This is a genomic window from Pseudomonas sp. XP1 (genome assembly GCF_053557675.1).
The window spans coordinates 21,709-43,484 of the sequence record NZ_JBNRIJ010000011.1 but is presented as its reverse complement, the minus strand read 5'-3'; the positions used below and the strand labels follow the sequence as shown (position 1 = coordinate 43,484).

Sequence of the window (21,776 nt, the reverse complement as noted above, 5' to 3'; positions counted from 1 at the left end):
CCTCCCCCCCCCCAAGGCTGCTCCTACAGGGACGATGCCAGCCTCGAATACTGGAGATAAACATGCACAACCGTATCGAATGGGCCAAGCACGCCCCCGAGGCCTACAAAGCCATGGTCGGCCTGGAGCAGGCCCTGGCCAAGAGCGGCCTGGAGAATTCCCTGCTGGAGCTGGTGCGCCTGCGGGCCTCGCAGATCAACGGCTGCGCCTACTGCGTCAACCTGCACGCCAACGACGCGCGCAAGGCCGGTGAGACCGAGGCGCGCCTGCAGACCTTGTGCGTCTGGCAGGAGACCGCCTACTTCACCCCGCGCGAGCGTGCTGCGCTGGCCTGGGTGGAGAGCCTGACCCGGCTGCCCGAGCACGGCGCGCCGCAGGGGGAATATGAAGCCTTGCAGGAACACTTCGAGCCGGCCGAGGTGGCCAACCTGACCCTGGCAATTGCCACCATCAATGCCTGGAACCGCTTCGGGGTCGGGTTTGCCATGGTGCCGGCCTGATCATTGATCGGTAGCCTGTACCGGCCTCTTCGCGGGCTTGCCCGCTCCCACAGGGATCGCACAGGTTCTGAATGCTGTGCTGTACCTGTGGGAGCGGGCAAGCCCGAGAAAGGGCCGGTGCAGGTGAACGCTACCGCCCGGCCAACCGCGCCCGGTAGCTGCCGGGGCTCTGCCCGGTCCACTTCTTGAACGCCCGGTGAAACGCACTGGGCTCCTGGAACCCGGTCTGCTCGGCAATCTCGGCAATGCTCAGTTCCCCTTCGCGCAACCGCTCGAAGGCCATTGCCCGGCGCACCTCGTCCTTGATCTGCTGGTACGAACGCCCCTCCCGCTCCAGCTGGCGACGGAAAGTGCTGGCACTGATCCCCTGCTGCTGCGCCAGCGCCGCCAGGGTCGGCCACTGCCCATAGCGCCGCATCCGCAGATGCCGGTATACCTCGGCCACCAGCCCGTTCTGGTTGCGAAAGCGAATCACCAGCCCCTGCGGCGCGCTGCGCAGGAAGGTTTTCAGGGCCGCCAGGTCCTGCACCACCGGCAGGCGCAGGTAGGCGCTGTCAAATTCCACCTCGGTGCGCCCGCTGCCCAGGCGCAGGTCCGGCCCCCACAGCAGCAGGTCGTCCTCCTGGGCCGGGCGCGACACCGCCAGCTCGGTGCGGTCGATGGCGATCCGCCGCCCGGCCAGCCAGCACAGCATGCCGATCATCAGCACCAGGTAGGTTTCCTCGGCATACACCCGGGTCAGCGGGTCGGCGATGCTCGACTGCACACTGATCAGCGCCCGCCCGCCACGCAGCGTCAGGCTGCCGCGCAAATCGCGCAGGAACAGGCCAAAACCGCCCATGCACTGGCGCAAGGCCTTCTCCAGGTTCGGCTCCAGGATCAGGCCCCGGCAGATCAGGGCGAAGCTGCCCGGTGGCATGCCATGGCTGTCGAGGCGGAAAAACTCGTCGTCCAGGTGCTGGATCATCGCCAGCCACAGCTGGGCGAAGGCCTTGGCCGGTACACGAGCCTGGGGTTGCTCGAGCAGTTGCGGGTCGATGCCCACCGCGCGCAGCTGCGCATCGCGTTCGGCGGGGCAGTCGCGCAGGGCGTGGAGCATGGCATTGAGGAAGTACACGGCGACCGAATCGCTATCGCGCATGGCGGTTTTCGCTGTCTATGCTGAGTGGCAAAAAGTGCCAGGTTGTCTGAACAGTTCCGGCATAGGCTGCAACAGAGCCTTTGCCTAGACTCGGTCCCACTCCGGGATCGCCGGCCATTCTCGCAGAGCCTGGCCCGGTCCCGCCATGCCTTCGCAATCGGAGCCCCTATGAGCAGCGCAGAAATCTACGTCGTCAGTGCCGTCCGTTCAGCCATTGGTGGCTTTGGCGGTTCCCTCAAGGACCTGCCGCTGGCCGACCTGGCCAGCGCCATCACCCGTGCCGCCATCGAGCGCTCGGGCGTGGCCGCCGAGCAAGTCGGCCACCTGGTGATGGGCACGGTGATCCCGACCGAACCACGTGACGCCTACCTGGCCCGCGTGGCGGCAATGAACGCCGGCATCCCCAAGGAAACCCCGGCATTCAACGTCAACCGCCTGTGCGGCTCGGGCCTGCAGGCCATCGTATCAGCGGCACAATGCCTGCTGCTGGGCGATACCGATGTGGCCGTGGCGGCGGGCGCCGAATCCATGAGCCGTGGCCCGTACCTGCTGCCGCAGGCACGCTGGGGCGCTCGCATGGGTGACCTGCAAGGCATCGACTACACCGTCGGCGTGCTGCAGGACCCGTTCGAGCACTTCCATATGGGCATCACTGCCGAGAACGTTGCGGCCAAGCACGGCATCACCCGCGAAATGCAGGACGAACTGGCCCTGACCAGCCAGCGCCGCGCCGCCCGCGCCATTGCCGAAGGCCGCTTCGCCAGCCAGATCGTCCCGCTGGAACTGAAAACCCGCAAGGGCAGCGTGCAGTTCAGCACCGACGAGCATGTGCGTGGCGAGGTGACCGCCGAACAACTGGCAGGGATGAAGGCCGTGTTCAAGAAAGACGGCACCGTTACCGCCGGCAACGCCAGTGGCATCAACGACGGCGCTGGCGGCCTGGTACTGGCCAGTGGTGATGCGGTGCGCCGCCTGGGCCTGAAACCGCTGGCACGCCTGGTGGGCTATGCACATGCCGGCGTGGAGCCTGAACTGATGGGCCTTGGCCCGATCCCGGCCACCCGCAAGGTGCTGGAGAAGACCGGCCTCAAGGTGCAGGACCTGGACGTGATCGAGTCCAACGAAGCCTTCGCCGCCCAGGCCTGCGCCGTGGCTCGCGAACTGGGCTTCGACCCGGAAAAGGTCAACCCCAACGGTTCGGGCATTTCGCTGGGTCACCCGGTGGGCGCCACCGGCGCGATCATCGCCACCAAGGCCATCCATGAGCTGCAGCGCATCCAGGGCCGCTACGCCCTGGCCACCATGTGCATCGGCGGTGGCCAAGGCATCGCCGTGGTCTTCGAGCGCGTCTGAGGGAGACTGACACATGAGCATTGAACAGATTGCCGTGATCGGCGCCGGCACCATGGGCAACGGCATTGCCCAGGTGTGTGCGGTGGCCGGCTACCAGGTGCTGTTGGTGGACGTTTCCGACGCTGCGCTGGAGCGCGGCGTGGCCACCTTGAGCAAGAACCTCGAGCGCCAGGTCGGCAAAGGTACCCTCGACGCCGACAAGGCGGCAGCCGCCCGCACCCGCATTCGCACCAGCACCGACTACACCCAGCTCAGCAGTGCGCAGATGGTGATCGAGGCCGCCACCGAGAACCTGCAGCTCAAGCAGCGCATCCTGCAGCAGGTGGCTGCCAACGTCGCAGCCGACTGCCTGATCGCCACCAACACCTCGTCGCTGTCGGTCACCCAGCTGGCGGCCAGCATCGAGCACCCCGAGCGATTCATCGGCGTGCACTTCTTCAACCCGGTGCCGATGATGGCGCTGGTCGAGATCATTCGCGGCCTGCAGACCAGCGACAGCACCTACGCCCAGGCGCTCGTGGTGACCGAAAAGGTCGGCAAGACCCCGATCACCGCCGGCAACCGCCCGGGGTTCGTGGTCAACCGCATCCTGGTGCCGATGATCAACGAAGCGATCTTCGTGCGCCAGGAAGGCCTGGCCAGTGCCGAGGATATCGACACCGGCATGCGCCTGGGTTGCAACCAGCCGATCGGCCCGCTGGCCCTGGCCGACCTGATCGGCCTGGACACCCTGCTGGCAATCATGGAGGCCTTCCATGAAGGCTTCAACGACAGCAAGTACCGCCCTGCCCCGTTGCTCAAGGAAATGGTCGCGGCCGGTTGGCTGGGGCGCAAGAGCGGCCGCGGTTTCTTCACCTACTGAGGAGCGAACGCCATGCCCCCGGTCAATGCCGCGATGCGCTGTGCCAACTTCGAAGAGCGGCGTGACCGGGCCATGGCGCTGTTTGCCGAAAAGGGCTTTGGCCAGGTCAGCATGCGCGAGCTGGCAGCCCATGTTGGGCTTACCGCAGGCTCGCTGTACCACCACTTTCCCAGCAAGCAGGACTTGTTGTACGACCTGATCGAGGAGTTGTACGAGGAGTTGCAGGCCACCCTGGACCAGGGGCGGCGGGCCATGGCACGCGGGGCGTCGGCGCTGAGCAGCCTGATTGCCGCACATTGGCAGCTGCATGCTGAACGGCCCATGCAGTTTCGCCTGGCAGAGCGCGACTTCTGTTGCCTGAGCGAAGACCAGCAGGCACGCCTGGCCTTGTTGCGCAAGCGCTATGAGGCGGGGTTGCTGAGGTTGATCGCACCGCAGGCGAAGTTGCAAGGGGAGGCCCTGGTGGCCACGGCGCATGTGGTGGCGACGCTGCTGAACCAGTTGCCGGGGCTGTTGAAGGCCTTGCCTGAAGAACAGGGGCTGGGGTTGATGGAAAGCATGCTGGTGGGTGGGCTGGAGCGGACACTGCGCTAGTCTGTTCGGGCCCTTTCGCGGGTAAACCCGCTCCCACAGGAACTGTGCAAACCTTGAGCCAAGCACCTTGAGGAATTCCGCCAGCCACGCCGGATGCGCCGGCCATGCCGGTGCCGTCACCAGGTTGCCGTCCACATGCGCCTGGTCCACCGCGATATCGATGAATGTCCCGCCCGCCAAGCGCACTTCCGGCGCACACGCCGGGTACGCACTGCATTCGCGCCCTTCCAGCACGCCGGCCGCCGCCAACAGCTGGGCACCATGGCATACGGCCGCGATCGGCTTGCCAGCCTGGTCGAACGCCCGCACCAGTTCCAGCACCCGCTCATCCAGACGCAGGTACTCCGGTGCACGGCCACCGGGGATCAACAACGCGTCATAACCCTCGGCACGCACCCGCACGAAATCGTAGTTCAGGGCAAAGTTGTGCCCCGGTTTTTCGCTGTAGGTCTGTTCGCCCTCGAAATCATGAATCGCGGTGCGCACAGTCTGCCCCGCGACCTTTTCCGGGCATACCGCATGCACCGTGTGCCCGACCATGCTCAACGCCTGGAACGGCACCATGACTTCGTAATCTTCGACGTAGTCGCCGACCAACATGAGAATCTTCTTCGCCGTCATCGCACCCACTCCTTCGATTGCCTTGAGACAGTCACTGCACGATAGCCGGTCTCAGTCGCGACGGTCGAGCAAGTTGACCACCAACCGGTCCAGCCAACCCCACAACCGCTGCTTCACCCGGCGCCACAGCGGCCGGGCATTCCAGTGGCCCAGGTCGACCACCTCGCTCAAGGCGAAATCACGCTCGAAGCTGGCCTGCACGGCAGCCGTCAGTGGTGGGTCGAGCGCCTCGATATTGGCCTCGAGGTTGAAACGCAGGTTCCAGTGATCGAAGTTGCATGAGCCGATACTGACCCAGTCGTCGATCAGCACCATCTTCAGGTGCAGGAAACAAGGCTGGTACTCATAGATGCGCACCCCGGCGCGCAGCAGGCGCGGGTAATAGCGGTGTCCGGCGTAACGTACCGAGGGGTGATCGGTGCGCGGCCCGGTCAGCAGCAGCCGCACATCGACCCCCTTGCCGGCAGCCCGGCGCAGCGACCGGCGCACGCTCCAGGTCGGCAGGAAGTAAGGCGTGGCCAGCCACACTCGCTGCTTGCCGCTGTTGATCGCCCGCACCAGCGAATGCAGGATGTCCTGGTGCTGGCGGGCGTCGGCATAGGCCACCCGGCCCATGCCCTGCCCCTGCGCAGGCACCTTGGGCAGCCGCGGCAGGCCAAAGCCCTCGGCGGGGCGCCAGGCGGTGCGACGGTTGTTGGCGTGCCACTGGCGGTCGAACAGCAACTGCCAGTCGCTCACCACCGGCCCCTGCATCTGCACCATCACCTCGTGCCACTCACTGGTCGCCTCGCCCGGCGTCCAGAACTCGTCGGTGACGCCCGTACCACCCACCACGGCCCAGCGCTCGTCCACCAGCAGCAACTTGCGGTGGTCGCGGTACAGGTTGCGAAGGCCACGCTTCCAGCGCAGGCGGTTGTACCAGCGCAGATACACACCTGCGTCCAGCAGGCGCTGACGCAACTTGCTGTTGAAAGCCAGCGAACCATAGTCGTCGAACAGGCAGCGCACCCGCACGCCGCGTCGGGCAGCCTGCTCCAGCGCTTCGACCACAGCATCCGCGCAGTCACCGGCCTCGACCAGGTACAGCTCCAGGTCGACCTGGAACTCGGCGCGCATGATCGCCAGGAGCATGCGCGGAAAAAACTCGGGGCCGTCGATCAGCAGTTCGAACTGGTTGCCATCCCGCCAGGGAAAGACCGGCCCCGGCATGTCAGCGGGCGGTGAAGATCAGCACCGCGCTAACCGGCACCGAAGGGTTGATGGACTTGAGCCCGGCGAACTTGCGCAGGCGTTGCAGCCCCGGCAACAGGCCGAAATCTTCGGCGCGCAGCACCAAGGGCTCAAGGGTCACCACCTGGAAGCGTCGCTCGTCCAGCCGGGTGGCCAGCAGCAAGGCGTTGTAGCTGTGCGACTGGCCATGCAGGGTCACGGTCAATGGCAGGCGCAGTTCGATCTGGGCACCGTTGGCCAGGTCGTTGATCGGCCGCAGGTCCAGTTGCGCCTGCACCTTGGCTTCGGCAAAGCGCTCGACCTCGAACAGGTCCTCGCGCATGCGCTCGTCACGCAGTGGAATACCGCTGCTCACCGAATCCATCTCGATGCGCAGCCCGGCCACACCCTTGCGGTCGACCGTGCCATGCAGCACCAGGAAGCGGTGCACTTCGGCAGTATTACCGTTCTTGCCGGTAATGAACGAAAGGCGCGAAGACTCGCCATCGAGGTGCCAGTTGGCATGGGCGGGCAGGCAAAAAGCCAGCAACAAGGCGGGCAGCAGGCGGGGCAGCTTGAACATGACAGATCTCGTGAAACCAGGCCGCCAACCTTACCCGCCCGCCTTCACGGCAGCAAGCGGCAGCCCTCGCGCGGGCCTTGCCAGGCGGCCTGATTGCGACGGCCCAGGCCTTCGGCGGTAACCTGCCGCTGTTGGCTGTCTTCCTCCAGCAGGCTCAGCGGCAGCCATTGCTTCACGTAGCCTTGGCAATACGCCGGCTCGAACCCCATGACGAAGCGGCACGAGCAATATTCCTTGGCCGAGTAGGCCGAAAGGATACCGGGGAAGTCCGCCAGAGCCTGGCGCTCGTGCCAGGCCCAGTACACCAGCCCCAGCAACACCACCAACAGCATCCGCTTCATGCCCCCTCCCCAGCCAGCGCCACGAGTATCCGCTTGAGCAGCTCGTCGTGCTGGTAGCTGCCGTCGCGGTCATCGGCGTAACGCACGATCACCAGCTTTTGCGCGGGCAGCACGTACAGCGCCTGGCCCCAGTGGCCAAGGGCTGCATAGGTGTCTGCGGGCGCACTCGGCCAAGGCCGTGCAGCACCGTCCAGAGGCTGGTTGAGCCACCAGTGGCCACCGGGGTTGGCCTCGCCGGGCAGCGCTTCGGCCTCGGCAAACGGCGTGCGGTTGAAGGCCACCCAGGGCTTGGGTAGCAATTGCCGATCCTGCCAGCGCCCGTCGCGCTGCATCAGCAGGCCGATGCGTGCAAGGTCTCGAGCGCTGAGGTACAGGTAGGACGAACCCACATAAGTACCCACGCGGTCCCGCTCCCATACCGCACTATCGATCCCCAACGGGTTGAACAGTGCATGCCAGGGGTAGTCGGGGTACTGACCGGCATCGAGCATGCCGCGAAGCGCGGCGGCCAGCAGGTTGCTGTCGCCACTCGAATACAGAAACCGCTGGCCTGGGCTGGCCACCGCTGTTCGCGCCGCCGCATAGGCCGCCATGTCTTCGCGGCCACGGGTATAGAGCATGGCCACCACCGACGACTTGAGCGGGGCGTACTCGTAGTCTTCCTGCCAGTCCAGGCCGCTGGCCCAATGCAGCAGATCGGCCATGCGCACGCCGGGATGGGCGTGCATGGCCGGGTAGAAGCGGGTGACCGGGTCCTGCAGCTGGAAGCGGCCTTCGCCCTGGGCTACGCCCAATAGCGTGGCGAGTACGCTCTTGCTGATCGACCAGGTCAGGTGGGCGGTGGCGGCAGTGCTGGGGGCGGCGTAGCGTTCGTGGAGGATGCGGCCGTCGCGGATGATCAGCAAGGCGTCGGTGCGGATGCCGCTGCGTTCGGGGGTGGTGCGTGCGGGGAAGGCGTAGGCGTCGACGGCTTGCCAGTCGAGGGGGGTGTTGTCGATTGGCCAGTCCGGAGTTGGCCAGACCTCGGCTTTGGCGGTTCCCGTAGCCATGCAAAAAAGCAGCAGCAGACTTTTCAGCATCCCGTTTCAGGCTCGCAATTTTGGGGCTGCTGCGCAGCCCTTTCGCGACACAAGGCCGCTCCCACAGGGAACCGCGTTGCTCTTGCTTTTGTGGGAGCGGCCTTGTGTCGCGAAAGGGCCGCAAAGCGGCCCCAGGATTCATCGGATCACACAAACCTATCAGGCATTCATGACAATCCCGCAGCAGCCCAAGCCTTGTTCAGCCGCTTCTCCCGCGCCGCCGCCGCCAGCGCCATCACCCCCTGGTCACGCTGCCAGATCTGCGCCCACTGCGCCGGCCCCGCCGCCAATGCAGCATCGATCTCCCTTCGCAGCGCCTGGAACTGTGCAAACAGGCCCCCCAGCAACAAATGGCAACCAACGCTATCGGCGCACTGCCGGCTACCTTCGGCACACCCGGCCAGCAGCCCAAGCAGTTGCAGGCGCAGGGCCTGCGGCCAGGCACACTCCTGCCCCACGCCATACAGCCAGGCCGTCAACGCCGTAAGCACATACAAGTCCTCCAGCGAACGGAACGGCTTCACATAAGCATCCCAACCATCACCGGCCAGCAACTCGCACGCCGCCTGCTCCAGTATCAATCGCCCATGCCCCACCTCCGGCATCAGCGGCAGGGTCGGCAGCGCTTCCAGCGTCACACCTGGCTCCCCGGGGTAGACCACCGCCAAATTCAATTGTGGCGCCGCGCCCGTCGCCTCGCAGCGCGCCGCCACCAGCAGCCATTCCGCCTCCAGGCCTGCAGTGACGAAGTCCTTGCTGCCGGTCAGCCGCAAGCCGTCCAGGCGCGTGCGCATATCCGCTGGCCGCACGCTGCGCCGCTCGGTGGCGCACAGGGCGCCGAGGCTGGGTGGAGCACTGGGCCACAGCACGCGCAGGGCGGCCTGGTAGCCGATCAGGAAGGCCAGGCCCGGGGTGGCCATCGCACGCCCGCCGAGCACTGCCAGTTCGAACGGGGCAACCGGGCCAAGGCGCTCGAGCAGCGCGGCATAGGTTTCGCCCAGGGTGCCCGCCAGCGCTTGGCGAAGCGGGTCGTTGAGTCGTTGCAACCAGGCCATCGGTCGGCTCCTTGCTGAAGGGCTTTCAGTTGTGGCTCAGAGGGTGTCACGCAAGCATCACCAAAGATTCACAGGGGTGACACCCCATCTACCTAGGCTGACTTTGCACAACAAAGCCGACCGGCCGCAACCCTTCATGGCTGGCTTATGGAGACTCGTAATGACTCGGATCGCTCACGCTGGCGACAACAGCACCGAACGCCGTCTGCAAGCCGAACGCCTGGTTGGCGCTGCGGCCCTGCAGGAAGCCCAGGCCCTGCGCTACAAAGTGTTCAGCGCCGAATTCAAGGCCAAGCTCAAAGGAGCCGAGCAAGGCCTGGACATGGACGACTACGACGTGCACTGCCGCCACATTGGCGTACGCGACCTGAGCACCGGCGAGCTGGTTGCCACCACCCGCCTGCTGGACCATCAGGCCGCCAGCAGCCTGGGCCGCTTCTATAGCGAAGAAGAATTCAGCCTGCACGGCCTGTTGCAGCTGCAGGGCCCGATCCTGGAGCTGGGCCGAACCTGCGTAGCCCCCGACTACCGCAACGGCGGCACCATCGCCGTGCTCTGGGGCGAACTGGCCGAAGTGCTCAACGAAGGCCGCTACAGCTACCTGATGGGCTGCGCCAGCATCCCCATGCAGGATGGCGGGGTACAGGCCCACGCGGTGATGCAGCGACTGCGTGACCGCTATCTGTGCACCGAGCACCTGCGCGCCGAGCCGAAGAATCCGTTGCCAAACCTGGCCCTGCCGAACAACGTCATTGCCGAAATGCCACCGCTGCTCAAGGCGTACATGCGCCTGGGCGCGAAGATCTGCGGCGAGCCGTGCTGGGACGAAGACTTCCAGGTGGCCGATGTGTTCATTCTGCTCAAGCGCGACGAACTGTGCCCGCGCTACGCCCGCCACTTCAAGGCAGCGGTCTGATGCCGAAGCTGCGGGTAATGGCCCGCCTGACTCGACTGCTGCTGGTACTGCTGCTGGGCATGCTGATGGCCAGCGTGATCGCCCTGGGCGAACGCCTGGGGTTCAAGGCACCTATCGAGCGCCGCCAGCGCTGGACCTGCCTGTTCATGAAGCGACTGGTCGCGGCCCTGCCCTTCGATGTGCGGGTGGTCGGCGAGCTACCGAAGCGGCCGATGCTGTGGGTCAGCAACCACGTGTCCTGGACCGATATCCCGCTGCTCGGCATGCTGCTGCCCCTGTCGTTCCTGTCCAAGGCCGAAGTGCGCCACTGGCCGGTGGCCGGCTGGCTGGCGGAAAAGGCCGGTACCCTGTTCATCCGCCGTGGCGGGGGCGACAGCCAGCGCCTGCGTGAACAGATCGCCGGGCAACTGGGCCTTTCCCGGCCGCTACTGATCTTTCCGGAAGGCACCACCACCAGCGGCCGTACCCTGCGCACCTTCCATGGTCGCCTGTTGGCAGGCGCCATCGACCGTGGCGTGGCGGTGCAGCCGGTCGCCATCCAGTACCTGCGCGATGGCCAGATCGACCCGATTGCACCGTTCATAGGTGACGATGACCTTGTTTCGCACCTGATGCGCCTGTTCGCCCTGCCACGGGGCGAGGTATGCATTCACCTGCTGCAGCCGATCGGCAGCGTGGGCAAGGAGAGAGCGGTGCTGGCGTTGCAGGCGCAGCAGGCGATTCACCTGGCGCTGTTCGGGGTTGAAGAAGTTGAGCTGGCGCCACGGCGGCAGGCGCGGGCTGCCTGAATTCTTGTACTGCCTGTTCTGGCCCTTTCGCGGGTGAACCCGCTCCCACAGGGACCGCCCTTATCCTGAGCTCTGTGGTGTACCTGTGGGAGCCACCGGGATGGCACTCATCCTGCGTTCTGTGGTGTACCTGTGGGAGCGGGTTTACCCGCGAAGAGGCCAGCAATGACAACCCCGCACTAACTGCCAGACATCCGCCCCGCTGCCGCAAACGCCTGCAACTGTGGATAAAACTCCCTGAAGTCCGCCAGCAATGGCTCATACAGCCGCTCCAGCTCTCCCATCACCCCGACCATCCCCTCCGGCCGCGACAAGCGCCGGGCAATGCCGTTGAACACTTGCTCCAGCGTGGCAAAGTCGCCATACGCCCCCAGCCAGTCATCTGCCGCCATGAACGGCGCAATGCGCGCCAGCCGCCCTGGCAACTCGGGCTGCGCGAGCAATACCCGATAGAAGTCACCGGTGAACTGCTCCAGCGGCTGCTCGGCATAATCTCGCCAATGTCGTGCCAGGCAATGATCGAAAAACACATCCAGAACGATGCCGGCAAAGCGCCGCCGCTCCCGTGGAAAGCGCGCCAGTGCCGCCAGCACCAACGGGTGCTGGTCGGTGTAGCTGTCGATATGCCGGTGCAGGCGGATGGCCGCCTCAAGCGCAGGCGGGAAGCGCCCTTCCAGCGAGCCTTTGACGAAGTCGCCATACAGGCTGCCAAGCAGTTGGTGCGGCGCCGGGCCGCCGAGATGCAGGTGTGCAAGGTAGTTCATGAACGCAGTCTAGCACTGCCGCGCCCTATATCGTTATAACGCGATATAGCGATTCGTGCTCAGCTCAGAACCTCTTCATATTTGTACATCGAGAAACCACGATTTATATTTCGCCATATCGCGATATACCGCTACAACGAGTCTGAACCCATGCCTATCGATCTCGACGAAATCATAAAAGCGCTTGCCCACCCGGTCAGGCGAGAAATCCTCAGCTGGCTGAAGGACCCGGCAACGCAATTCCCCGACCAGTATCACAGCACCGAGAACGGTGTGTGTGCCGGGCAGATCGACCAACGCTGCGGCCTGTCGCAGTCGACCGTCTCCGCCCACCTGGCCACCCTGCAGCGCGCCGGGCTGATCAGCAGCCAGAAGATCGGCCAATGGCACTTCTTCAAACGCAACGAAGCCACCATCCAGGCGTTTCTCGAACAACTGCGCCAAGCACTCTGAACAGGCAGGTAACCGTCATGACCACGCTTTTCGATCCAATCACACTGGGCGACCTGCAACTGCCCAACCGCATCATCATGGCCCCGCTCACCCGCTGCCGGGCCGACGAAGGCCGCGTGCCCAACGCGCTGATGGCCGAGTACTACGTACAACGCGCCAGCGCCGGGCTGATCCTCAGCGAGGCGACCTCGGTCAGCGCCATGGGCGTCGGCTACCCGGATACCCCTGGTATCTGGAACGACGAGCAGGTGCGTGGCTGGAACAATGTGACAAAGGCCGTACATGCCGCTGGCGGGCGCATCTTCCTGCAGCTTTGGCACGTTGGCCGCATCTCCCACCCCAGCTACCTGAACGGCGAGCTGCCGGTGGCCCCCAGCGCGATCCAGCCCAAGGGCCATGTAAGCCTGGTGCGCCCGCTCAGTGACTACCCCACCCCACGCGCGCTGGAAACCGAAGAAATCATCGACATCGTCGAGGCCTACCGCAGCGGTGCCGAGAATGCAAAGGCTGCCGGTTTCGATGGCGTGGAAATCCACGGTGCCAACGGCTACCTGCTCGACCAGTTCCTGCAGAGCAGCACCAACCAGCGCACCGACCACTATGGCGGCTCGCTGGAAAACCGTGCGCGGCTGCTGCTGGAAGTGACCGATGCAGCTATCGAGGTGTGGGGTGCGAACCGCGTGGGCGTGCACCTGGCGCCGCGTGCCGATGCCCATGACATGGGCGATGCCGACCGTGCCGAAACCTTTACCTACGTGGCCCGTGAGCTGGGCAAGCGGGGTATCGCCTTCATCTGTTCGCGGGAACGGGAAGCCGATGACAGCATTGGCCCATTGATCAAAGAAGCGTTTGGCGGCCCGTATATCGTCAATGAGCGGTTTGACAAAGCCAGTGCCAATGCGGCCCTCGCCAGCGGCAAGGCGGATGCAGTGGCGTTTGGCGTGCCGTTCATCGCCAACCCTGACCTGCCGGCACGGCTGGCGGCGGATGCGCCGTTGAACGAGGCGCGGCCGGAGACTTTCTATGGCAAGGGGCCGGTGGGATACATCGATTATCCGCGGTTGTGATTCAGGGCCATTCGCGGGCACGCCCGCTCCCACAGGGTCAGCACAATCTTCAAGCTTGTCGCTGTACCTGTGGGAGCGGGCGTGCCCGCGAAGAAGGCTCAGGTGATCTCACGGCCGGGCGTTGATCTGCTGCTGCAGGTTCTGGATCTGGCTCTGCAAGGTATTCAGGTTGCGGGTCGTCTGCGCCCGGAAGGCGTCGAATTCCTGCACCGAAGCACCACCCGCCGACGCAGCAGCCGGGCGGTTGTCGACCTGGCTCTTGAGCACCAGGATATCCTGTTCCAGGCCCTGGATGGCCGCACTCGGGTTACCCTGCTTCTTCAGCGCCGCCACCTCGCTGCCCAGGCTCTTGAGCTGCCCGTCCAGCTTGGCGCCATCCACCTGCGCGGCCTTCAGCGCAGCTACCTGTTCGTTCAGGCCCTTGAATTGCGTATCCAGCTTGCCACCATCGACCTGCCCCGAGCGCAACGCGGCCAGCTCGCCATTCACCGCTTTCAGCTGTGCCTGCAACTGGGTTTGCAACTGGGTCACGGCCTTTTGCTGTTCACGGGTATCGGCCAGCACCTGCTCCAGGCGCTTGCCCAGGTCGCCGGTCTGCCCCGCCACACCCTTCTGCAACTCGCGCAGCTGCAGCTTCAGCGCCTCGCTGTTGGTGGTGGCGCCGGATTCGCTGGCCGCCACCTTGCCGCTGATCGCCTGCAGGCGCCCCGCCGCCTCTTCACTGATGCGGGCAAAGCTTTCCTGGGTCGCCACCAACTGCTGCTCCATCAGCGAGATCTGCTGGAAGCTCCACCAGCCAAGCCCCGCCAAGGCGATGAACGAGGCCCCGAGCAACGCCCACAGCGGCGCCGTGCTGGCACCCCGAGCGGCTTTCTGGCGGCTGCGCACCACGTGCGCCGGCATCAGTTCGTCATCGTCATGGGTGCCGGCACGCAGGGTAGGCACGTCATCGTAGTCATCGTAGTCATCGTGAGCATGGTTACGCATGGATACATTCAACCGCGGTAGTCGCAAAGAGGCACGAGTATAAACCGCCAGCGCGGCGCGTTGATGACCATTGTCGGCCGGCCGGCTTCACTGCCCCGGCGGCTGGTGCTTCCACCAGGCACAGAATTCATCCAGCGCCGTCCACAGGCTGACCTTGGGTTGGTAGTCCAGGTGCTGCCGGGCGCGGCTGATATCTAGGGTGAAATCGCGGCTCATCACCTGCATCCCCAGGCGCGACAGGGTCGGTTGCGGGCGCCCCGGCCACAACATGCAGGCCGCCTCGTTCAGCGCGGCGAGGCTGTAGGCCAGGCCGTAGGAGCGGTAACGGGTAACCTGCGGCAGCTGCATCTGGCGCATCACGTAGTTGACCACGTCCCACAGCGGCAGCGGTTGGCCGTTGCTGATGTTGTAGGCCTGGCCCAGCGCCCGGTCGTCGGCAAACAGGGCACTGAGCAGCGCTTCGTTGAGGTTGTGCACGCTGGTGAAATCGACTTTGTTCAGGCCGTTGCCGATGATCGCCACACGCCCCTTGCGCTGCATCTGCATCAGCCGCGGGAAGATACTGGCATCGCCGGCACCGGTGACGAAGCGTGGGCGCAGCGCCAGTACTTCAAGGCCAAACTCCTGGGCACCGAACACTTTCTGCTCGGCCATGTGCTTGGTCTGCGCGTAATGGTCATGGAAGCGGCGCGGCACCTGGTCTTCCCGGATGTCCAGGCGCGAGCGGCCATTGAAGTAGATCGACGGCGACGACAGGTGTACCAGCCGCCGTACGTGCTCCTTCAAGCAGCCCTCGACCACGTTTTCGGTGACCATCACATTGCCTTGGTAAAAATCCTGGTAGCGCCCCCAGTTGCCTACTGCGCCAGCGCAGTGCACCACCGCCTCGACGCCCTGGCACAGGCGGCGTGCCAACTCGGCATCACCCAGGTCGCCGGGGATGAACTGAGCGCCGCGCTTGACCAGGTGCTCGACCCCCTCGGCTCGACGGCCGCTGACCCGCACGTCCAGGCCCTGCTCCAGGGCAAAGCGCGCAAAGCGCCCGCCAATGAAGCCACTCGCGCCGGTGACCAGAATTCGCATGTAAGACTCCGTCTTGCCAGATTTCAGATGCAACTGACGCCAGCCGTGGCTACAAGGGCACCAGCCATTGCCGCGCGGTGTGCCGCAGGTGGTCGGTCAGTTGCGCGAGCAGTTGCCCGCCATTGCGCCAATGATGCCAGTACAGCGGCACATCGATGGGGGTATCGCTGCAGATTTCCACCAACTGCCCGCTGGCCAGTTGCTCGCGAGCCTGCAGTTCCGGCACCAACCCCCAGCCCAGGCCGGCTTCGGTCATGCGCAGGAAGCCTTCGGATGACGGGCACAAGTGGTGCAGGAAGCCATCTTCGATGCCCAGCGATGCCAGGTAACGGTGTTGCAGGAAGTCGTCCGGGCCATACACGATCGCCGGGGTACGGGCCAGGCGGCTGGCAACGAAACCGTGTGGAAAATGCCGCGCCATGAACCCGGGACTGGCCAGCGCCCTGTAGCGCATGGCGCCCAGCGGCAGGCTGCGCGCGCCGGCCACTGGCCGCTCGCTGCCACACAGGCAAGCCGCCACTTCGCCCGCACGCATGCGTTTCAGGCCCACTTCCTGGTCCTCCACCACCAGGTCGGTCAGCACATTGTGCTGTGCGCAGAAGTTGCCCACTGCGCCGGCCCACCAGGTCGCCAGGCTGTCGGCGTTGAGGGCGATGCGCAGGCGCTCGGGCATGCCCTCCTCATCCAGCGCCGGCACCTGGCGCTGCAGGTCGCGTTCGAGCAGGCGCACCTGCTGCACATGGTTGAGCAACTGGCGGCCGACTTCGGTAGGGCTTGGCGGTGTGGCACGCACCAGCACCGGCTGGCCGACCCGCGCCTCGAGCAGCTTGATGCGCTGGGAGATGGCCGACTGCGACAAGCCCAGCACCTGCGCCGCGCGTTCGAAACCGCCCTGCTCGATCACCGCAGCAAGGGCGGCCAGCAGTTTGTAGTCGAACATCGATTTTCCTAATGACGGATCAGATCTATTTGTTTTTCTTATACAGCGTGCTTCATCACAATGACCAGCATCTTTTGGACTCTTTGGAGAGCACGCCATGTGGCAAAGCTATCTTAACGGCATGCTCGTGGCCTTCGGCCTGATCATGGCCATCGGTGCACAGAACGCCTTCGTCCTCGCCCAGAGCTTGCGCCGCGAGCATCATTTGCCGGTGGCGGCACTGTGCATCATCTGTGACGCCATCCTGGTGGCTGCCGGAGTGTTCGGCCTTGCCACCGTGCTGGCGCACAACCCGACGTTGCTGGCGATCGCCCGCTGGGGCGGTGCAGTGTTCCTGATCTGGTACGGCGCCAAGGCTTTGCGCAGCGCCTGCTCCAGGCAGAGCCTGCAGCACCAGCAAGGCCAGGGTGCCCGGTCACGCCGCGCGGTACTGCTCAGTGCCTTGGCAGTGACCCTGCTGAACCCGCACGTGTACCTCGACACGGTGCTGCTGATCGGCTCGCTGGGCGCCCAGCAGGCTGCGCCCGGTGCCTACGTGGCCGGTGCCGCCAGCGCCTCGCTGCTGTGGTTCTCGACCCTGGCGATCGGCGCGGCCTGGCTGGCACCGTGGCTGGCCCGGCCGGCGACCTGGCGCATGCTCGACCTGATGGTGGCGGTGATGATGTTCGCGGTGGCGGCGCAGTTGATCTTCAACTGACCTGGGCTCACCACAACATCTTTATCGCCTGTGAGACCGAGCGCCGCCCGCGCGGCGCTCGGTCTCACAGGCGCTACAAGCGTTAAGCCGAACACCACCGGTCGGCACACCCCAACCGCTCTGGAACCTCTATTCCCTATCTTTGTTGCGTGGTTATGCGCCGGGCCCGGTGCTATGATCCAGCGCTTGCGTCGCAAAGAGTACAAACTCGCCGACGCTCATCGGGCCGCCCGTGATCGGCCTTGCGCAAACCGCAAACAGACCTGAATCAGGAGATCCACCATGGCTTTTGAATTGCCGCCGCTGCCATACGCCCACGATGCCCTGCAGCCGCACATCTCCAAGGAAACCCTGGAGTATCACCACGACAAGCACCACAACACCTATGTCGTGAACCTGAACAACCTGGTCCCAGGCACCGAATTCGAAGGCAAGACCCTGGAAGAGATCGTCAAGAGCTCTTCGGGCGGTATCTTCAACAACGCCGCTCAAGTCTGGAACCACACCTTCTACTGGAACTGCCTGGCACCAAACGCCGGTGGCCAGCCGACCGGTGCCCTGGCTGACGCCATCAACGCCGCTTTCGGTTCCTTCGACAAGTTCAAGGAAGAGTTCACCAAGACTTCGGTTGGCACCTTCGGTTCCGGCTGGGGCTGGCTGGTGAAGAAGGCTGACGGTTCCCTGGCCCTGGCCAGCACCATCGGCGCCGGCTGCCCGCTGACCAGCGGCGACACCCCGCTGCTGACCTGCGACGTCTGGGAACACGCCTACTACATCGACTACCGCAACCTGCGTCCGAAGTACGTCGAGGCGTTCTGGAACCTGGTCAACTGGGCCTTCGTTGCCGAACAGTTCGAAGGCAAGACCTTCAAGGCCTGAGTCATTCAGCCCTGAACGAAAAACCCGGCCTGGTGCCGGGTTTTTTTATGCCTGTACCGGCCTCTTTGCGGGTGAACCCGCTCCCACAGGTACGGCGCCGCTTGTGGACTTGATGCTATCCCTGTGGGAGCGGGTTTAACCGCGCAAAGCCGGCACGGTTTTGCTTGCTCAGCCCGCATAGCACGCTAACATCAAACCTCTGGAATATCGTTACGGCGCATTCAAGTTGCGGGGTTAGGCAACCGATACACTACTGAAGGTCGGCCGATAGTGTATCGTCATCGTTGATGGCAAAATGATGCCATGCGCATGGATTAAGGAAACCCCATTGAAGCTGGAATTGCGGAACAGCTTGTCGGTCAAGTTGCTCAGGGTCGTGCTGCTGTCGGCGCTAGCGGTCGGTGTCGTGCTCAGCTGTGCGCAAATCGTCTACGACACCTACAAGACCCGCCAGGCCGTGAACAACGATGCCCAGCGCATCCTCGACATGTTCCGCGACCCCTCGACCCAGGCCGTATACAGCCTCGACCGCGAAATGGGCATGCAAGTGATGGAAGGCCTGTTCCAGGACGAATCGGTACGCATGGCCTCCATCGGCCACCCCAACGAAACCATGCTGGCGGAAAAGTCCCGCCCGCTGCAGGACATGTCCATGCGCTGGCTGACCGACCTGATCCTCGGCCAGGAACGCACCTACACCACGCAACTGGTCGGCCGCGGCCCCTACAGCGAATACTACGGCGACCTGAGTATCACCCTGGACACCTCGTCCTACGGCGAAGACTTCCTGATCAACGCCGTGATCATCTTCATCTCCGGCGTGCTGCGGGCCCTGGCCATGGGTCTGGTGCTGTACCTGGTCTACCACTGGCTGCTGACCAAACCGCTGTCGAAGATCATCGAGCACCTCACCCAGATCAACCCCGACCGCCCCAGCCAGCACCAGCTGCCGCTGCTCAAGGGCCACGAGAAGAACGAGCTGGGTCTCTGGGTAAATACCGCCAACCAGTTGCTGGCCTCGATCGAGCGCAACACCCATCTGCGCCACGAGGCGGAAAACAGCCTGCAACGCATGGCCCAGTACGACTTCCTCACCGGCCTGCCCAACCGCCAGCAACTGCAGCAGCAACTGGACAAGATCCTCGTCGACGGCGGCCGCCTGCAACACCGTGTGGCAGTACTGTGCGTAGGCCTGGACGACTTCAAGGGCATCAACGAGCAGTTCAGCTACCAGGTCGGCGACCAGCTGCTGCTGGCCCTGGCCGACCGCCTGCGCGCCCACAGTGGCCGCCTGGGCGCCCTGGCACGCCTGGGTGGCGACCAGTTCGCCCTGGTGCAGGCCAATATCGAGCAGCCTTACGAGGCGGCCGAACTGGCACAGAGTATCCTCGATGACCTGGAAGTGCCGTTCGACCTCGACCACCACCAGCAAATCCGCCTGCGCGCCACCATCGGCATCACACTGTTCCCGGAAGACGGCGACAGCACCGAGAAGCTGTTGCAGAAAGCCGAACAGACCATGACCCTGGCCAAGGCCCGTTCGCGCAACCGCTACCAGTTCTACATCGCCAGCGTCGACAGCGAGATGCGCCGCCGTCGCGAGCTGGAAAAGGACCTGCGCGAAGCCCTGCCACGCAACCAGCTGTACCTGGTGTATCAGCCACAGATCAGCTACCGCGACCACCGCGTGGTCGGTGTCGAGGCGCTGCTGCGCTGGCAGCACCCGGAGCTGGGCATGGTACCGCCAGACCAGTTCATCCCCCTGGCCGAACAGAACGGCAGCATCATCAGCATTGGCGAATGGGTGCTCGACCAGGCCTGCCGGCAACTGCGCGAATGGCACGACATGGGCTTCAGCGACCTGCGCATGGCGGTCAACCTGTCCACCGTGCAGCTGCACCACAACGAACTGCCGCGGGTAGTCAACAACCTGCTGCAGGCCTACCGCCTGCCACCACGCAGCCTGGAGCTGGAAGTCACCGAGACCGGCCTGATGGAAGACATCAGCACCGCCGCCCAGCACCTGCTGAGCCTGCGCCGCTCCGGAGCACTGATTGCCATCGACGACTTCGGCACCGGCTACTCGTCGCTCAGCTACCTGAAATCGCTGCCGCTGGACAAGATCAAGATCGACAAGAGCTTCGTCCAGGACCTGCTGGACGACGATGACGACGCTACCATCGTTCGTGCCATCATCCAGCTCGGCAAGAGCCTGGGGATGCAGGTGATCGCCGAAGGCGTGGAAACCGCCGAACAGGAAAGCTATATCGTCGCCCAAGGCTGCCACGAGGGCCAGGGCTACCACTACAGCAAGCCGCTGTCGGCCCGTGAGCTGACCAACTTCCTCAAGCAGGCGCAGCGCAACCAGGTTTCGATGTTCTGAGCCGCCAGCCCGGTTACAGGCCATGACCGGCATTTACACGAATTGCATGCCCGCCCCCTTTACAGCAAATGCAAATCTTTCGCATGATGTTGCCGTTTCGCGTGCCACGGCGCACGGTCTACCCATGGTCCAACCACACGACGCAGGAAAACCAATAATGATTCGAATGCCTCTGGCCTCCGCCAGTCTGCTGGCCATTGCCATCGCTCTCGCCGGTTGCGGTGAAGGCAAGGACGACAAGGCCGCCGCGCCGCAAGCTCAGGCACCTGCTGCCGCCAGCACCAACGCTGCGGCGCCCGGGGTTGTCGACGAAGCCGCCGGCAAAGCCGTGGTCAAGCATTACGCAGAGCTGGTCTACGCCGTGTACAGCGATTCGCTGAGCACCGCCAAGACTCTGCAGACCGCAGTCGACGCGTTCCTGGCCAAGCCCAACGACGAAACCCTGAAGGCAGCCAGGGAAGCCTGGGTCGCCTCGCGCGTACCGTACCTGCAGAGCGAAGCCTTCCGCTTCGGCAACACCATCATCGACGACTGGGAAGGCCAGGTGAATGCCTGGCCGCTGGACGAAGGCCTGATCGACTACGTCGACAAGAGCTATGAGCACGCCCTGGGCAACCCGGCAGCCAACGCCAACATCATCGCCAACACCGAGATCCAGGTGGGCGAAGAGAAGATCGACGTCAAGGACATCACTCCCGAGAAGCTGGCCAGCCTGAACGAGCTGGGCGGCTCCGAAGCCAACGTCGCCACCGGCTACCACGCCATCGAATTCCTGCTCTGGGGCCAGGACCTGAACGGCACCGGCCCGGGCGCGGGCAACCGTCCGGCGTCTGATTACCTTGAAGGCAAGGGCGCCACCGGTGGCCACAACGACCGCCGCCGTGCCTACCTGAAAGCGGTCACCGACCTGCTGGTCAAGGACCTCGAAGAGATGGTCGGCAACTGGGCACCGAATGTTGCCGACAACTACCGCGCCAAGCTGGAAGCCGAGTCGGTCAACGACGGCCTGCGCAAGATGCTGTTCGGCATGGGCAGCCTGTCGCTGGGCGAACTGGCTGGCGAGCGCATGAAGGTTTCGCTGGAAGCCAACTCGCCGGAAGACGAGCACGACTGCTTCAGCGACAACACCCACTACTCGCACTTCTATGACGCCAAGGGCATCCGCAACGTCTACCTGGGCGAGTACACCCGCCCGGACGGCAGCAAGGTGACCGGCCCGAGCCTGTCGTCGCTGGTGGCCAAGGTAGACCCGGCCGCCGACGCCACCCTCAAGGCCGACCTGGAAGCCACCGAAGCCAAGATCCAGGTGATCGTCGACCACGCCCTCAAGGGCGAGCACTACGACCAGCTGATCGCTGCCGACAACGCAGCCGGCAACCAGATCGTGCGTGACGCCATTGCCTCCCTGGTCAAGCAGACCGGTGCGATCGAGCAGGCCGCGGGCAAGCTGGGCATTGCCAACCTGAACCCGGATACCGCAG

Annotated in this window: 22 protein-coding genes and 1 pseudogene; 12 read left to right on the top strand and 11 right to left on the bottom strand. The window is 64.6% G+C overall.

From position 1 onward, the window contains the following. Positions 1–62: 62 nt before the first annotated feature. A complete protein-coding gene (locus ACK1U9_RS12470) occupies positions 63–500 on the top strand; it encodes a carboxymuconolactone decarboxylase family protein (RefSeq protein WP_025338700.1) in 438 nt (145 codons plus the stop codon). A gap of 130 nt (positions 501–630) precedes the next feature. Here ACK1U9_RS12470 and ACK1U9_RS12465 read toward each other — a convergent pair whose 3' ends face one another. Further along, positions 631–1,641 (bottom strand): AraC family transcriptional regulator ligand-binding domain-containing protein, encoded by a 1,011-nt coding sequence (locus ACK1U9_RS12465; RefSeq protein WP_449109923.1) that lies wholly within the window; start codon positions 1,639–1,641, stop codon positions 631–633. Positions 1,642–1,809: 168 nt separating this feature from the next. Between ACK1U9_RS12465 and ACK1U9_RS12460 the strand changes: the two genes are divergently transcribed. The 3 genes from ACK1U9_RS12460 to ACK1U9_RS12450 are packed head-to-tail and all read left to right on the top strand — an operon-like array spanning position 1,810 to position 4,450. Continuing rightward, positions 1,810–2,994, top strand: a complete 1,185-nt coding sequence (locus ACK1U9_RS12460; protein WP_046615194.1) for an acetyl-CoA C-acyltransferase family protein — start codon at positions 1,810–1,812, stop codon at positions 2,992–2,994. A 13-nt stretch (positions 2,995–3,007) separates the two neighbouring features. Continuing rightward, positions 3,008–3,856, top strand: coding sequence for a 3-hydroxybutyryl-CoA dehydrogenase (locus tag ACK1U9_RS12455; protein WP_046615193.1), 849 nt, complete (start codon positions 3,008–3,010; stop codon positions 3,854–3,856). Positions 3,857–3,868: 12 nt separating this feature from the next. Beyond that, positions 3,869–4,450 (top strand): TetR/AcrR family transcriptional regulator, encoded by a 582-nt coding sequence (locus tag ACK1U9_RS12450; protein WP_046615192.1) that lies wholly within the window; start codon positions 3,869–3,871, stop codon positions 4,448–4,450. Between the two features lie 45 nt (positions 4,451–4,495). Here the strand turns inward: ACK1U9_RS12450 and ACK1U9_RS12445 are convergent. From ACK1U9_RS12445 to ACK1U9_RS12420, 6 genes and pseudogenes are all read right to left on the bottom strand, one after another. Continuing rightward, positions 4,496–5,071, bottom strand: a pseudogene (locus ACK1U9_RS12445) (DJ-1/PfpI family protein); the annotation flags it as partial. Positions 5,072–5,122: 51 nt separating this feature from the next. Beyond that, positions 5,123–6,280, bottom strand: a complete 1,158-nt coding sequence (locus ACK1U9_RS12440; protein WP_015271668.1) for a phospholipase D-like domain-containing protein — start codon at positions 6,278–6,280, stop codon at positions 5,123–5,125. A gap of 1 nt (position 6,281) precedes the next feature. Next, positions 6,282–6,863, bottom strand: coding sequence for a YceI family protein (locus tag ACK1U9_RS12435; RefSeq protein WP_046616926.1), 582 nt, complete (start codon positions 6,861–6,863; stop codon positions 6,282–6,284). A 44-nt stretch (positions 6,864–6,907) separates the two neighbouring features. Next, positions 6,908–7,204 (bottom strand): hypothetical protein, encoded by a 297-nt coding sequence (locus tag ACK1U9_RS12430; protein ID WP_046616928.1) that lies wholly within the window; start codon positions 7,202–7,204, stop codon positions 6,908–6,910. After that, on the bottom strand, positions 7,201–8,283 hold the full coding sequence (locus tag ACK1U9_RS12425; RefSeq protein WP_108480667.1) for a serine hydrolase domain-containing protein: 1,083 nt from the start codon (positions 8,281–8,283) through the stop codon (positions 7,201–7,203). Before ACK1U9_RS12425 ends, ACK1U9_RS12430 begins: the two co-directional genes overlap by 4 nt. Before the next feature lie 167 nt (positions 8,284–8,450). After that, complete coding sequence (locus tag ACK1U9_RS12420) at positions 8,451–9,338, bottom strand: acyl-CoA dehydrogenase (RefSeq protein WP_085601219.1); 888 nt, start codon at positions 9,336–9,338, stop codon at positions 8,451–8,453. 160 nt (positions 9,339–9,498) lie between these two features. On the opposite strand from ACK1U9_RS12420, the gene olsB reads away from it, so the two are divergent. Together olsB and ACK1U9_RS12410 are read left to right on the top strand one after the other, a co-directional pair. Beyond that, the gene (olsB, locus tag ACK1U9_RS12415) at positions 9,499–10,254 is read left to right on the top strand and encodes an L-ornithine N(alpha)-acyltransferase (RefSeq protein WP_015271672.1); all 756 of its coding nucleotides are present in this window, start codon (positions 9,499–9,501) and stop codon (positions 10,252–10,254) included. Further along, positions 10,254–11,042 (top strand): lysophospholipid acyltransferase family protein, encoded by a 789-nt coding sequence (locus ACK1U9_RS12410; protein ID WP_085601218.1) that lies wholly within the window; start codon positions 10,254–10,256, stop codon positions 11,040–11,042. The genes olsB and ACK1U9_RS12410 overlap by 1 nt, the downstream gene beginning before the upstream one ends. Positions 11,043–11,221: 179 nt before the next feature. Here the strand turns inward: ACK1U9_RS12410 and ACK1U9_RS12405 are convergent, their stop codons facing one another. Next, positions 11,222–11,806, bottom strand: a complete 585-nt coding sequence (locus ACK1U9_RS12405; protein ID WP_108480666.1) for an acyl carrier protein phosphodiesterase — start codon at positions 11,804–11,806, stop codon at positions 11,222–11,224. Positions 11,807–11,956: 150 nt separating this feature from the next. Here ACK1U9_RS12405 and ACK1U9_RS12400 point away from each other — a divergent pair, with 150 nt between their 5' ends. Both ACK1U9_RS12400 and ACK1U9_RS12395 read left to right on the top strand, forming a co-directional pair. Further along, complete coding sequence (locus ACK1U9_RS12400; protein ID WP_015271675.1) at positions 11,957–12,259, top strand: ArsR/SmtB family transcription factor; 303 nt, start codon at positions 11,957–11,959, stop codon at positions 12,257–12,259. Positions 12,260–12,276: 17 nt separating this feature from the next. Beyond that, complete coding sequence (locus ACK1U9_RS12395; RefSeq protein ID WP_046616935.1) at positions 12,277–13,326, top strand: alkene reductase; 1,050 nt, start codon at positions 12,277–12,279, stop codon at positions 13,324–13,326. 108 nt (positions 13,327–13,434) lie between these two features. Here the strand turns inward: ACK1U9_RS12395 and ACK1U9_RS12390 are convergent, their stop codons facing one another. The 3 genes from ACK1U9_RS12390 to ACK1U9_RS12380 form a co-directional block, all read right to left on the bottom strand. Next, on the bottom strand, positions 13,435–14,313 hold the full coding sequence (locus ACK1U9_RS12390; protein ID WP_449109922.1) for an ATPase: 879 nt from the start codon (positions 14,311–14,313) through the stop codon (positions 13,435–13,437). Between the two features lie 87 nt (positions 14,314–14,400). After that, complete coding sequence (locus ACK1U9_RS12385) at positions 14,401–15,396, bottom strand: NAD-dependent epimerase/dehydratase family protein (protein ID WP_046616937.1); 996 nt, start codon at positions 15,394–15,396, stop codon at positions 14,401–14,403. Between the two features lie 49 nt (positions 15,397–15,445). Next, complete coding sequence (locus ACK1U9_RS12380; RefSeq protein WP_046616940.1) at positions 15,446–16,336, bottom strand: LysR family transcriptional regulator ArgP; 891 nt, start codon at positions 16,334–16,336, stop codon at positions 15,446–15,448. A gap of 97 nt (positions 16,337–16,433) precedes the next feature. On the opposite strand from ACK1U9_RS12380, the gene ACK1U9_RS12375 reads away from it, so the two are divergent. The 4 genes from ACK1U9_RS12375 to ACK1U9_RS12360 all read left to right on the top strand — a co-directional run. Next, on the top strand, positions 16,434–17,033 hold the full coding sequence (locus ACK1U9_RS12375; RefSeq protein ID WP_046616941.1) for a LysE/ArgO family amino acid transporter: 600 nt from the start codon (positions 16,434–16,436) through the stop codon (positions 17,031–17,033). Positions 17,034–17,315: 282 nt separating this feature from the next. Beyond that, positions 17,316–17,912 carry a superoxide dismutase gene (locus tag ACK1U9_RS12370; RefSeq protein ID WP_013974076.1) on the top strand — a complete coding sequence of 199 codons (597 nt, stop codon included), beginning with the start codon at positions 17,316–17,318 and terminating at the stop codon, positions 17,910–17,912. A gap of 328 nt (positions 17,913–18,240) precedes the next feature. After that, complete coding sequence (locus ACK1U9_RS12365; protein ID WP_046616943.1) at positions 18,241–20,295, top strand: putative bifunctional diguanylate cyclase/phosphodiesterase; 2,055 nt, start codon at positions 18,241–18,243, stop codon at positions 20,293–20,295. A 157-nt stretch (positions 20,296–20,452) separates the two neighbouring features. Further along, positions 20,453–21,776: imelysin family protein (locus tag ACK1U9_RS12360; protein ID WP_449109921.1), on the top strand; the 1,324-nt coding region annotated here is incomplete at its 3' end.

Excerpts from the sequence above, each read along its gene's own strand:
- olsB (WP_015271672.1), top strand. The coding sequence starts at position 9,499 with ATGACTCGGATCGCTCACGCTGGCGACAACAGCACCGAACGCCGTCTG.
- ACK1U9_RS12470 (WP_025338700.1), top strand. The coding sequence starts at position 63 with ATGCACAACCGTATCGAATGGGCCAAGCACGCCCCCGAGGCCTACAAA.
- ACK1U9_RS12410 (WP_085601218.1), top strand. The coding sequence starts at position 10,254 with ATGCCGAAGCTGCGGGTAATGGCCCGCCTGACTCGACTGCTGCTGGTA.
- ACK1U9_RS12390 (WP_449109922.1), bottom strand. The coding sequence starts at position 14,313 with ATGCGTAACCATGCTCACGATGACTACGATGACTACGATGACGTGCCT.
- ACK1U9_RS12430 (WP_046616928.1), bottom strand. The coding sequence starts at position 7,204 with ATGAAGCGGATGCTGTTGGTGGTGTTGCTGGGGCTGGTGTACTGGGCC.
- ACK1U9_RS12380 (WP_046616940.1), bottom strand. The coding sequence starts at position 16,336 with ATGTTCGACTACAAACTGCTGGCCGCCCTTGCTGCGGTGATCGAGCAG.
- ACK1U9_RS12455 (WP_046615193.1), top strand. The coding sequence starts at position 3,008 with ATGAGCATTGAACAGATTGCCGTGATCGGCGCCGGCACCATGGGCAAC.
- ACK1U9_RS12395 (WP_046616935.1), top strand. The coding sequence starts at position 12,277 with ATGACCACGCTTTTCGATCCAATCACACTGGGCGACCTGCAACTGCCC.
- ACK1U9_RS12385 (WP_046616937.1), bottom strand. The coding sequence starts at position 15,396 with ATGCGAATTCTGGTCACCGGCGCGAGTGGCTTCATTGGCGGGCGCTTT.
- ACK1U9_RS12375 (WP_046616941.1), top strand. The coding sequence starts at position 16,434 with ATGTGGCAAAGCTATCTTAACGGCATGCTCGTGGCCTTCGGCCTGATC.
- ACK1U9_RS12425 (WP_108480667.1), bottom strand. The coding sequence starts at position 8,283 with ATGCTGAAAAGTCTGCTGCTGCTTTTTTGCATGGCTACGGGAACCGCC.
- ACK1U9_RS12370 (WP_013974076.1), top strand. The coding sequence starts at position 17,316 with ATGGCTTTTGAATTGCCGCCGCTGCCATACGCCCACGATGCCCTGCAG.
- ACK1U9_RS12400 (WP_015271675.1), top strand. The coding sequence starts at position 11,957 with ATGCCTATCGATCTCGACGAAATCATAAAAGCGCTTGCCCACCCGGTC.
- ACK1U9_RS12435 (WP_046616926.1), bottom strand. The coding sequence starts at position 6,863 with ATGTTCAAGCTGCCCCGCCTGCTGCCCGCCTTGTTGCTGGCTTTTTGC.
- ACK1U9_RS12420 (WP_085601219.1), bottom strand. The coding sequence starts at position 9,338 with ATGGCCTGGTTGCAACGACTCAACGACCCGCTTCGCCAAGCGCTGGCG.
- ACK1U9_RS12465 (WP_449109923.1), bottom strand. The coding sequence starts at position 1,641 with ATGCGCGATAGCGATTCGGTCGCCGTGTACTTCCTCAATGCCATGCTC.
- ACK1U9_RS12405 (WP_108480666.1), bottom strand. The coding sequence starts at position 11,806 with ATGAACTACCTTGCACACCTGCATCTCGGCGGCCCGGCGCCGCACCAA.
- ACK1U9_RS12450 (WP_046615192.1), top strand. The coding sequence starts at position 3,869 with ATGCCCCCGGTCAATGCCGCGATGCGCTGTGCCAACTTCGAAGAGCGG.
- ACK1U9_RS12460 (WP_046615194.1), top strand. The coding sequence starts at position 1,810 with ATGAGCAGCGCAGAAATCTACGTCGTCAGTGCCGTCCGTTCAGCCATT.
- ACK1U9_RS12440 (WP_015271668.1), bottom strand. The coding sequence starts at position 6,280 with ATGCCGGGGCCGGTCTTTCCCTGGCGGGATGGCAACCAGTTCGAACTG.